Genomic DNA, 12,415 nt, shown 5'->3' on the forward strand with positions numbered 1-12,415 from the left:
TTTTATTTTAATCTATTAAATTAATTTTAACACATTAAACGTATATAAGCAAGAAAAAAGGAGCTTTTGCTCCTTTAATACTATACATTTTTCTTTTTCTTAATCTTTTTTAATCTATAAAAATCTTCTCTTTCTTTTTCTTCGAGAACCTCTGATATATATTTTTCAGTTTCTTCAAGATTTGGAATTTGAATTTTATCTAAAGCATTTGCCCTTTTTTGATTCTTTTTTATTTCTATAGACAATTTATAAACTGTATTTTCAGTCTCCGCAAGTCTATATACAAGTCTTTTGATTTTTTGAAACATTTTTATAGCCTCATCAATTGAAGGGCTTGTCATATACATTCCATAATGAGGTCTTAAAGTTCCATGCTCATATTTTACACTTGGAACATCAAGTCCCATAATGGATTTATAAGAAATTTCAAAATTTTCTGACTTATCTATTGATAAGGAAATGTCTTGCACATTCATAACTCCCATAGTTATATTTGCTTCTTCTAATGTTGAATATGCCTTTTCAAATAGTACTTTTACATCTTCTTGAATTTCTTTTGCCTTTTCAATTTGTTGCATCATCTCTTTTATAAGAACGGTTCTTTTTTTATCTATTAGATTGTAACCTACTTTAGATAATTTTAAATCCTGTTTTATTTTTAATAGATTTGATTTTGTAGGAGCAATATTTTGAATCATATTACCACCTTCCATATTTTTCTATATATTTACTTTCCAATCTGTCTAGTTCAATTTTAGGGAATAGTTTGAATAAATCCCAAGCAATATCAAGTGATTCTTCAATAGTTCTGGATTCATCAAAGTTTTGGTTTAAAAAGTTTTGTTCAAACTCCCTACCGAATTCCATATAAATTTTATCTATTTCTGTTAAATCATCTTCCCCAATTATTTGTGATAGCGAACGAACTTCTATAACCTTTGAATAAAGAGCAAATAACTGAGATTGTACTTGATCATGATCTTCTCTTGTATATCCATCTCCAATACCATCTTTCATAAGTCTTGACAATGAAGGCAAAATATTTACAGGTGGATAAATATTCTTTTGGAATAATTCCCTTGATAAAACTATTTGTCCTTCAGTAATAAAACCTGTAAGGTCAGGAATTGGATGTGTTATATCATCATTAGGCATTGTTAATATAGGAATTAAAGTAATTGAACCTTTCTTTCCCTTTACCATTCCAGCTCTTTCGTATAAAGTAGAAAGATCTGAATACAAATATCCAGGATATCCCTTTCTACTAGGAACTTCTTCTCTTGCAGAAGAAATTTCTCTTAAAGCCTCTGCATAACTTGTAATATCAGTCATAACTACTAAAATATGCATTCCTTCTTCAAATGCAAGATATTCTGCAGCAGTTAATGCAGTTCTAGGTGTTGAAATTCTTTCAACAATTGGTGCATCAGCAAGATTTATATATGAAACAACTCTGGATGATGCTCCTGATTCTTCAAATGCACTTTTAAAGAACTCATAATCATCATATTTAATTCCCATTCCTGCAAATACTATTGCAAATTTGTCATCAGAATTTTTTAGTTTGGATTGTCTAACTATTTGAGCCGCTAATGCATTATGTGTCAAACCATTTGATGAAAATATCGGAAGTTTTTGTCCTCTAATTAAAGTAGTAAGAGTATCAATAGCTGAAATTCCAGTTTCCAAATAATCTCTTGGATATTCTCTAGCAACGGGATTCATAGGTCTTCCATTAACATTATATTTTTTCTCTGAAATAATATAATCTCCATTGTCAATCGGTTCTCCTACACCATTAAAAGTTCTTCCTAAAATATCTTTACTAAGACAAATTTCAAGTGGAGTTCCTGTAAAAGTAACAGCAGAATTTTGTGTTGAAATTCCAGTTGTTCCTTCAAAAACTTGAGCAATTACCTTATCTCCTTGAATTCTAACAACCTTGGCTCTTCTTCTTTCACTTCCATCTATTACTATATCCATCATTTCATCATAGCTGACATTATCTACACCTTTAAGCACAATCAAAGGTCCATCTATTTTTTCTAGTTTTAAATATTGTCTTTGCATAATTATCACCTACTCTCCCTGATTTTCGTCTATCAAAGCAGTATAATAGCTATTGATTTTTGCATTTAACTTTTCAAATGCTTCATCATAGTTTTCATTTGGAATATTATATTTCATCTTAATAACTTCTTCAAATAAATCATCATTTTTTATACGAGTAAGGGCAACTTGTTGTTTTACAGCTAAAGTACAATTCATATATAAATTATCTATTACTTTTAACATTTCAAATTGTTTTTTTAAAGGAACATAACTGTCTGTTTCATGCATTGCATTTTGTTGTAAAAATCCTTTTTTCAAAACTTTTGCAATTTCTATAACAATTCTTTGATCATTTGGTAAAACATCTTCACCAACTAATTGAACAATTTGGTTCAATTTATTATCCTCTGAAAGAAGTTCCATCATCTTTGCTCTTAATTTCAAAAGTTCAGGAGATACATTTTCATCATAATATTCTTTAATCAATGTAGTATATCCACTATAACTTGTAAGATAGTTTACAGCAGGATAGTGTCTTATATATGCTAAATTCTTATCCAAACCTATAAAAGCTGAAACAAATCTTTTAGTATTTTCAGTTACCGGTTCAGAAAAATCTCCACCCGGCGGAGAAACAGCACCAATTACTGTAATTGAACCCTCTCTTTTGGAAAGAGTTTCAACATAACCTGCTCTTTCATAAAATTGTGCAATTCTTGAAGGAAGATATGCTGGATATCCTTCTTCTGCAGGCATTTCTTCAAGTCTTCCAGAAATTTCTCTTAACGCTTCTGCCCATCTTGAAGTTGAGTCAGCCATTATTGCAACATGGTAACCCATATCTCTATAATACTCTGCAATAGTTATTCCAGTATAGATTGAAGCTTCACGGGCAGCAACTGGCATATTTGAAGTATTTGCTATTAAAATTGTTCTTTCCATAAGCGGTTTTGAAGTTCTTGGGTCAATTAACTTTGGAAATTCTTCAAGAACATCTGTCATTTCATTACCACGTTCTCCACAGCCGATATAAACTATAATATCAGCATCAGACCATTTTGCAAGTTGATGTTGAGTCATAGTTTTTCCTGTACCGAATCCACCCGGAAGTGCTGAAGTTCCTCCCTTTGCTATTGGAAAGAAAACATCAAGTACTCTTTGCCCTGTTACTAAAGGTCTTGAAATTGGCATTCTCACATCTATTGGACGTGGAATTCTTACAGGCCATTGATGATACATTTTTAATTTATGAATTTTTCCATCTTCATCTTTTATTGTTACTAAATCAGTTTCTAAATTATATTTTCCTGATGGCAAAGCTTCAATTACTTCACCACTAACAGTTGGTGGAACTAAAATTTTATGTTCTATAAAACTTGTTTCTTGAGTTGTTGCAAAAATTTCTCCTGCAGATAATTTATCACCAACTTTAACAAGCATTTCAACATCCCATTGTTTTTCTTTATCAATGGAAACAAGTCCTATTCCCTCTGCAATAAATTCTCCTGTCATTGAATATATTTTTTCAAGCGGTCTTTGAATCCCATCAAATATATTTCCTATAATTCCGGGACCTAATGTTACTGATAGTGGAACATTTGTACTTTCTATAGTTTCTCCAACTTTTAGTCCTTGTGTTTCTTCGTAAACTTGTATAGTCGCTACATCTTCGTCAATAGATATGATTTCTCCAATTAACTTTTTATCTCCAACCAAAACCATATCTCTAACTTTGTAAATTCCCATACTGTCTGCTTTAACAACAGGACCATTTATATCAATTATTTTAGGTATATTACACATTACCTTTCTCCTCATTACAATTATTAATTAATTGTTTATTCCTAATTCTTTTTTCAACTTAGCTAAAATCTTTTGGTATTTTGTAGTCAATAGAAAATCAAGTGAATAATTTAATCTATAAGTTCTTTCCGCATTTTCTATTTCAAAACCACCAACTTTTATATCAAGACTTTTTTCAACCTTAATATCTCCTAAGACATTTTTTATTATTTCCTTATCTCTTCCAAAACTTTTTTCATAAACATAAACAACATCATTAGAATTTATTTCTGACTTCACATTTTTTAATGTATTTTTTAAATATTCTTCACCTTTTTCAGTCATATAAGAATTATTCAATTCTTCTTTAAGAGCTTTAAAAAATTCATCATATATTTCTTTATTCGTATTTAAAATAATATCTTGACCTTCTTTTAAAGTTTTTGAACGAATTTTATCTGATTTATTTTCAAGTTTTGTTCTATAGTCTCTCTTTAATTTTTCTATTTCTTCATATTTTTTAGCTTTATATTCTGTAATTAATCTTTCAGTTTCAGAAGCAATTTTTTTCAATTCTTCGTCATACTTTTCATCAATTTCTTCATTTAGTATTCTTTTAAATGACTCTATCTTATCTTCAATTGTTATCATAAGATTTCTCCTTAAATATTAATTCCTATTGATTCATTTATATAGTTTGTAATGAAATTTGGATCTCTTTTCAAACCTGTTCTATCCGGTATCTCAACTATAAGTGGAAAAATATTTTTTAACTTAACTGCCATAACTTCTTCACTAATAAGGTTAAAAATATTTTCAGTTAAAATTAAAATTCCAATTTCCTTATTATTTAGACAATCATTAAATTCTTCCAAAGCCTCTTCCCTAGTCTTTAAAACAACTCCTGTTATACCGGCTAATCTCATTCCTACAAGTGTATCTGTATTATCAGATATAAGATAACTTATCATAGAATTCTCCTAAACTCTTTGTAAAATCATAATTGAAATTATAAGTCCGTAAATAGCAATACCTTCTGCAAGTCCAAGAATAATAAGTGTTTTACCTAAAATTGAAGAATCTTCTGAAACTGCACCAATTGCTGCTGAACCTGCTTGACCAACACCTATTCCAGTACCAATTGCTGCAAGACCAGTTGATAAAGCAGCTGCTAAATATCCCATTCCACTCGCTGAACTTGCTGTTTTTTGTGTGGTTTCAGCTGCAAATGCAATATCTGGAATAAGTCCCATTAAAAATAAAGCTAAAATTGAAACGACATTAATCGCTATTGCCTTTTTTAATCCTGATTTTGTTGTTTTCTTTCCTTTTCTTAAATAAGATATACCTGTTAAAATAGTTGTTCCTATTCCTAATGTTATTAATAATAAAGTGACTTTCATATTTTCCCTCCTAAATTTCTTCTTTTAATTCTACTTTTAATGGTTCATAATTTATTCCTTCGCCATTAAAATATTTACTGAATAATTCATAATATTCCAATCTTATTGCTTGAATGAAAACTATTAGTCCTTCAAGACAAACAATAAATATATTTCCTAAAACAATCATAAATATATTTCCAATACTTGAACCCAGCATTTGTCCTAAAGCGTGAAATGCCATAAAAAGTCCGACATGGTTAATCGCAAAAGCTCCAACTCTAATAAAAGAAAGAGTATTTGAAAAGAATCCCATAACAGTTTCAAACATTTCAAAACCACTTTCAACAGTAGAAAATTCTTCCTTTTCTTCTGTCTTACTAATTATCGGAACCAGTTTTGGCTTCATAAACATCAATGTTGAAGTTACAACCAAAACTACAACACTTACTATTGTAATCATTGAAGATACATTTACACTTACATAATTTTTTAACAAAACAGTATTTAAAACAATTACTATAAATGAGATATAGAATAAAAATCCTGATAATCCATTTTTATCAAAAAATAATTTTCCAAATTCTTTTCTCATCTTTAAGTTTCTAAAGTTGATAATATATGCAATTAATATCATTAAAATACCAAGTCCAATTGTTGCGACAAGTATTGTGTTAATATCATTCATCGGCCTTATAACCAATGCAGGAATTAACTCTTCAATTCCAAAAACACTTCCATATACAAATCCGAAAAACATTGATGAAAGTCCAATTCTTTGAATAATTTTAGCAATAACACCAAATTTTTTAGATAATAACATTCCTGCTATTACAAAAATTAAACCCTGTCCTACATCTCCAAACATCATTCCGAATAAAAGTAAATATGTTATTGCAAAAAATGGTGTCGGATCCGTTTCCTTATAATCTGGAATTGAATACATCTTTACCAATGCTTCAAAAGGTCTTAAAATAAAATTATTTTTTAACTTTGTTGGTATCTTAAATTTTGAAGGAATTTCATTATCATCTTCAAAATATATCAAAGCACTTTCAGAAACTTTTTCTACTGAATTCTTTATACTTTCAACTTTAGATTCAGGAACAAAAGCACTTAATAAAATAAAATTTTTACTCTCCGCAATATGTCCTTCAAGTTCCTCAATCTTTTCAATAATTTTATATCTGTAATAGAAACCTAAAATATCTTGCAAATATTTATCCTTAAATTCAGCTTTTTCCTTTAAAATTTCATCTTGTTCTCTTTCTAAACTTTCCAATTCAGCATTTTTATTCTTTATAAAATCCTTAAAAGAAATATCTACATTAGGAAGTTCAATTCTATCAAAGGACAAAGAACGAATAAAATATTTTGTATCTTTTGCATAAACGGAAGGAGTAAAGATTATAACAGTTTCCCCATAGCTACTAGTTCCTAAATGCACAACTATTCCCTTAATATTTTCATAATTTGCCTTTAATTTTATCCAAGAATTTTTTGAAATTTCTCCCATATCAAAATTAATATGTTTTAAATTGTAAAACTCAGATATTTTCATATCACTATCAGAAAAATATTCAACGGCATTTAATAATATTTTAATTTCTGCTCTCTTTTTTCTATTCTCATCTTCCCTAGTCTTTATTGAAGAAGATTTCAAAGATATATCATCTAATAATTTAAGTTTTTCACTATAATTTAAATTCTTTAAATCATTTAAAGTAACATCATCTTCTTTAATATTAAAGAAATCAAACATCTGATCTAAAAGTTCTTTATATTTTCTCTTTTTAAAAACTTTTTCTCTATGATATGGTCTTATTTTATCAACAGCAACACCCATATCATTAAAAATTCCTATTTGAGAATCCATATACTTCATTGTGAAATTTTCTGAATTTCCTGCATTTGTAATATGAATCGAGCCATTCAAAACAATTTCTCTAAGAATACTGTGTGTATCCTGTTTTAAAGCAACGAGATTCATCATTTTCATTTTTTCAACAGCCAATTTAGCACCCCCTAACTAAATCAATGAATATTTATTAAATATTCTTTTACTTCACTTTTACTTAGTTTATACTTATTTGCTTCTGCTATTCTAATTAAATTTTCATTTTGAATATTCAGCTGAATAATAAACTTAAGTAAAGTTGAAATCGAATTATCATAGTCTTTAAGTTTCTTTAAATGGCTAAGATAAACATATTCTTTAATATTTCTATTCGAAACAATAGTATTTCCATTTGCATCTTCAAGAGTATGTCTTAATTTAGTTTTCTTTATCTTCTCAACAATAGCCTCAACACTATCACTATATATCAAGTCCTTTAAAAAATCTCCTTTAATATATTTGCCATATCGTAAACTATAGCTATAAATTTCTTCATTCGGTAAATCATAATATTTTTTTGCTCTGATTATCCATTGAAGATTTATTGTATCTATTAAAGTAGAAAAATAATCATTAAAAATTGCTTGACTTGATTTTGATAATTTATCTATAGCATTTTTCATAGTTAAAAAATATAAACTGTCCAATTTCATTTCAACATGAAAATGCAATCTAAATATATCTTCATCAGTTAGAGAAGCAATTGCCTTTTTGTAAATTGTACCTTTCAATACATCTAGAGCCTGATTAAAATTTTCACAATTTACAAGTTTAGAATAATCAATATGCTTATTTTTCTTATACATTATTGTATCTCTTTCCAAGTCTATCTTTTCATTTTCAACAATACTTCTAAGAATTATTTTTATATCTTTAAATTCATACTTCATAAGCATAGCTTCTATAATCTTTTTATCATCACCAAAAAGGAAAAACTTTAATTTTTCAAGCAATTCTGCCTCAATCTTATTAATCATAAATTCTGTATCATATCTATTTCTCATAGATTTTTCTTCATACATAGGAATTTCATATTTATATAATATATTATTCTTTAAATAATCCACAATCTCATGCCTTTGTTCAAAAGATAAAATTTTATCATAATCGGACTGTTTCAAAATTCCTTTTCTTAAAACTCCAATTTTTGCATTAATTGAATGAAAATTATTCCCCATAAAACTCACCGCTTTCTAAAAGAGAATCAGCAAAATTTTTAATTAAGATTTCTTTTTTATCTTCAAAAACATTCTTTATTGCTTCAGATTTTTCATTATATTCAACAAGCTTATTTTTATCCTCATTTTCTATTGAAGATAGATGTAATTTAAGATTTTCTTGTTCTTCTTCCAAAACTTTGTTATACTCGTCATCTATAACTTTCATCTTATCTTTTCTATCTTTAAGTAGCTTTTGTTTCTCAACTTCTAATCTTTGTTGATAATCCTCTGCACCTTTATCAATATCAAATATATTTTTTATAAAACTTTCCATAAATGCCTCCTTTCTAAAAATATTAAATTTTTAAAAAATTTCTCCAAAACAAAAGCGCATCCGTAAAAATGCACTTCCAATTTTGCGATAAAAAATTAGAAAATTGTTCACGGAATGATAAGCTCAATTATTGTAAACAATTTTGAAATTTTATTCTCTAATATAATATTTAAATTTAATTTACAATAAGTTCATATAAAACAAACTTAATCTCGCCTTAACCAACAATTTTAAATATAAAAATTTTAATTGTTCAATCAGTTATTATTTACCCTATTTTAAAAAATATTTTATCACTCGACAAACAATGTCAAATAATTATACTAACAATATTATTTCATCACTATTATTTTTATCTACCGTAATTCCACATTCACAAACCGGACACACTAAAAATTGCTTTATTGATATTAGAAAAAGATGGATAAAAATAATGTAAATCACCTTCTATTCCTAAAAAGTGTCCATTTTCTTTGATTATTACAACTTTTACAATTACATTTTTCTTTAGTTTATCCTATTTCTTTACTATTCATCTTAAATTCGCATAGTATTATCATTTTTCATACTAAATGCCAAATTTTATATCCAGTATTTTTATCGTGCCTCAAACTAAAGTTCATTACTAAAATTACAATATATTTTTAAAGAATTATTTTCGTTATCTCTTAAAACATATATATTATACACCCTAGTTTTTATAAAATCAAGAACCAAAATCAGATTTTTTCAGTAAAAAAATATTAATTTTTCAATTTCAATATCACTAATATACAACTATTGTTTTAATTTAAAAAATCAAAGTCAAGTTTTGACTTTGATTTTTCCTAAATTTCAACAAATTCATTTATTCCAAATAAATATAATCCCTTTTTGGCAACTTTTTTACCGGAAATATCTTCAATTGCAGATTTATATAAATCCAATTGTACTTTGTATCTTGCCTTTACTTCTTCAAGATTTTCTTTTGTTACATAATCCGTCTTATAATCCAACAAAATTATTTCCCCGTTTTCATTTTCAAAGAAAAGGTCAATTATTCCAACTACCATAATTTTTTCGTCTTCTTCAATATTTTCATCTTTAAATAGATTTTTCAATTTTATATTATAGTCAATGGCTTTTTCTTTAAATAATTTTTCAGATTTATTTGCAATATAAATTTCCTTAAAAATATCTGACTGAATAAATTTTACAATCCAATTAATATTTATTGTCTCTATTTCGTCCAAGCTCATAATATTTTTTTCAACGAATGAATTTATTTGCAATTTTATTTCTTCTCTTATTTTTGAAACATCTTCTGTATCAAATTTTGAAAAGTCTAAAAGTTGCATAGCCAAATGGAAAATTGTTCCTTTTTCTGCAGAATTAAATCCAACTTTTTCCTCTCCTTGATGAATAAATGACGGAGTTTTTAAAACAAAATTTTCTTTATAATATTTTTGATGTTTTTCCTCATCTTCTTCCTGAATCATCTTTTTAATTTCAGAAACTGTAATACTTGAAGGCTTGTTCAAAACATTTTTATAAACATATTCTTTATTAAATATTAATTCTAAAAACTCTTCAATGTAAGATTTTTATATAAATCTATTAATCTCATGCTATTTGAATTATAAATAATTAAATCGTCAATCTCATTGAGTACATTTCCATATACTTCTTTAAAATTCTCAAAAGATTGATTTTTTATAATTTTAAAAAATTGTTCTCTATTCCCAACATTAAATAAATTTGTAATAAAAATTTTAGCAATTAATCTAACAAAGTTTATATCATAATCCTTATAATACTCCCACATAGAAAAGACAGTATCTAATTTATAATAATTAATATTTTTATAGCTATATATTTTCTCATTAAAACATTCTGCTATCCCTTCATCAACGAAAAAAAATAATTTACGATAATCAAATTCTGGTAAATTTCTGCTTAATATATGTGTAATTTCATGCCCATTCTCATCTATATGATTAACATTTATTGTATTCAAAAAAGAATTTGAATAGCTTAAATTATTATCAAATTCATCTTTATACCCATAGTAGACAAATACATCTATTTTTTTTTTCAATCTAATTTTAAAAAAAGAATTTATTCTATCAAATGCTTTTTCATATTTTAGTATAAAAAAATCTATATCATTTTTTGTGAAGTCTTTTTCAAAATAAAAATGAAATGATTTTCCTATAATTTTCAATTTATTTTTTGGAAACAAAAAACTACACCAATCTGAGGATTGAGAAATTACATCTTTCGATATATAAAAATACTTTTTTGATAAATCATAATTTCCAATAGAATAATAATACAACCCTAAATACATATCTGCAATATAATTTTCATAACAAAACGAATTCTTTTTTTTTCTTTGTAACAACAAACATGATGCCTCTTTATATAATCCTAATTCAAACAAGCTTAACCCTAAAAATAAACAATGTTTATCAGTAAATGTCATATCATCTTTATATTTTTTATAAATATTAAATAAAGCATCATATTTTTTATTATAGTATAAATATTCTATATCAATCATAATAGTAAGGTAATGAAACTAGTTCAAAAGGAGAACATTTTCTTATTCCATTTTTCACATTGAACAAAATACAGCCTCCTAAACAATCTGGTAATTTTTTACATTTTAAACACTTATTATCTCTAAAACAGTCGGATGCCTTATACCATTTAAGTAGTCTTTCAGCATTAATATTTATATCTCCAAGATTATCTATAAATCCTATATTAGCTTCTTTAATGTCAAAATTATTTACACATTTCCAGAGACTTAAATCAGGTGCTATATAAAAAAAGTTTTCATCTCCACACGCTTCACATGATCTATAATAATATCTGTTTTTCATAACTTTAAATCCCATTTCTTTTGCAATCTTATAATACTTATTTATTTCTTCAAATTTATTATTATTATAACAATTATAGGAGTTTGTATTATAAATAGGACGTAGCACAAGTGAAACTTTATTTCTTATTCGTTTTTCTATCAAATCTAAAGTATCTACTATTTCATCAATAAAATTATTATTAAGATTTACCCTTAATATAAAATTTAGATTAGATTCTAAAATTTTTACTCCAACGACATTATTTATTATATCTATTAATTTATCAAAAGTAGGTTCTCCCCCTCTATAACATCTTGTTAAATTGTGAGTTCTCTTAGAACCATCCAATGTAATTTGTAACGACTTACACTTGTATTTTATTAGATTGTTTATTATCTCATTTGTAATTAATGAACCATTAGTAGTTATTGATGAAGAATATGTAAAATTATTATTCTCAGATAGTTCTTGAACTTTATTAAAATAGTTCCATATTTTATCAGATAAAAGCAATGGCTCTCCACCAAATAAACTAATCTCTACATGCTTATAATACTTAAAGTATTTTTTAGAATATAATCCTAGTATATCAAAATAATTTTTATTACTTTTCATATTCCTATAAGATTTTTCAAAACAGTAAGGACAATCAAAATTACATTTTAATGTTGGCATAAGGATAATATTTAGTTGAGAGTTATTAAAAAAATTTCTATTAAATAAAAACTCTAAATTATCAACTTCAATAGAATTTTCATCAACTATAAAGCCATTATCTATCAATAGTTTAATTTCTTCACTAACGTTACTATTTTTGTTAATACTTTTTATAATATCATCAATATTAAAACCATCAAATACCCTTAAAAAAGATTTTGATATAGAATTATACATAACATCTTCCCCATTAATTTTAGTAATAATATTATATTTACTTTCCTTAAACATAAGACCTCCTC

Annotated in this window: 12 protein-coding genes; all 12 read right to left on the reverse strand. The window is 26.2% G+C overall.

Translation table 11 applies throughout. The features are described 5' to 3' along the window. Positions 1-80: 80 nt before the first annotated feature. On the reverse strand, positions 81-698 hold the full coding sequence (locus WFJ11_RS05035; protein WP_338817023.1) for a V-type ATP synthase subunit D: 618 nt from the start codon (positions 696-698) through the stop codon (positions 81-83). Between the two features lies 1 nt (position 699). Next, the gene (locus WFJ11_RS05040) at positions 700-2,070 is read right to left on the reverse strand and encodes a V-type ATP synthase subunit B (RefSeq protein ID WP_039868599.1); all 1,371 of its coding nucleotides are present in this window, start codon (positions 2,068-2,070) and stop codon (positions 700-702) included. A 9-nt stretch (positions 2,071-2,079) separates the two neighbouring features. After that, entirely contained in the window at positions 2,080-3,855 is a 1,776-nt protein-coding gene (locus WFJ11_RS05045) for a V-type ATP synthase subunit A (RefSeq protein WP_338817024.1), read from the reverse strand. Between the two features lie 27 nt (positions 3,856-3,882). Then, positions 3,883-4,485: a V-type ATP synthase subunit E gene (locus WFJ11_RS05050; protein ID WP_338817025.1), complete on the reverse strand. Its 603-nt coding sequence runs from the start codon at positions 4,483-4,485 to the stop codon at positions 3,883-3,885. 11 nt (positions 4,486-4,496) lie between these two features. Beyond that, positions 4,497-4,805 carry a V-type ATP synthase subunit F gene (locus WFJ11_RS05055; RefSeq protein WP_009448490.1) on the reverse strand — a complete coding sequence of 103 codons (309 nt, stop codon included), beginning with the start codon at positions 4,803-4,805 and terminating at the stop codon, positions 4,497-4,499. A gap of 9 nt (positions 4,806-4,814) precedes the next feature. Then, positions 4,815-5,237: an ATP synthase subunit C gene (locus WFJ11_RS05060; protein WP_338817026.1), complete on the reverse strand. Its 423-nt coding sequence runs from the start codon at positions 5,235-5,237 to the stop codon at positions 4,815-4,817. Between the two features lie 10 nt (positions 5,238-5,247). Continuing rightward, on the reverse strand, positions 5,248-7,230 hold the full coding sequence (locus WFJ11_RS05065) for a V-type ATP synthase subunit I (protein ID WP_338817027.1): 1,983 nt from the start codon (positions 7,228-7,230) through the stop codon (positions 5,248-5,250). 20 nt (positions 7,231-7,250) lie between these two features. Next, positions 7,251-8,291 (reverse strand): V-type ATPase subunit, encoded by a 1,041-nt coding sequence (locus tag WFJ11_RS05070; protein ID WP_041953680.1) that lies wholly within the window; start codon positions 8,289-8,291, stop codon positions 7,251-7,253. Continuing rightward, positions 8,281-8,607, reverse strand: a complete 327-nt coding sequence (locus tag WFJ11_RS05075; protein WP_041953679.1) for a hypothetical protein — start codon at positions 8,605-8,607, stop codon at positions 8,281-8,283. Before WFJ11_RS05075 ends, WFJ11_RS05070 begins: the two co-directional genes overlap by 11 nt. Positions 8,608-9,434: 827 nt before the next feature. Further along, a complete protein-coding gene (locus WFJ11_RS05080; RefSeq protein ID WP_338817029.1) occupies positions 9,435-10,127 on the reverse strand; it encodes a PD-(D/E)XK nuclease family protein in 693 nt (230 codons plus the stop codon). Between the two features lie 38 nt (positions 10,128-10,165). After that, on the reverse strand, positions 10,166-11,149 hold the full coding sequence (locus tag WFJ11_RS05085; RefSeq protein WP_338817030.1) for a hypothetical protein: 984 nt from the start codon (positions 11,147-11,149) through the stop codon (positions 10,166-10,168). After that, positions 11,142-12,404: a radical SAM/SPASM domain-containing protein gene (locus tag WFJ11_RS05090; protein ID WP_281703530.1), complete on the reverse strand. Its 1,263-nt coding sequence runs from the start codon at positions 12,402-12,404 to the stop codon at positions 11,142-11,144. The genes WFJ11_RS05085 and WFJ11_RS05090 overlap by 8 nt, the downstream gene beginning before the upstream one ends. Positions 12,405-12,415 lie beyond the last annotated feature (11 nt).

This window comes from Parvimonas micra, from assembly GCF_037482165.1.
Taxonomy (GTDB): Bacteria; Bacillota; Clostridia; order Tissierellales; family Peptoniphilaceae; genus Parvimonas.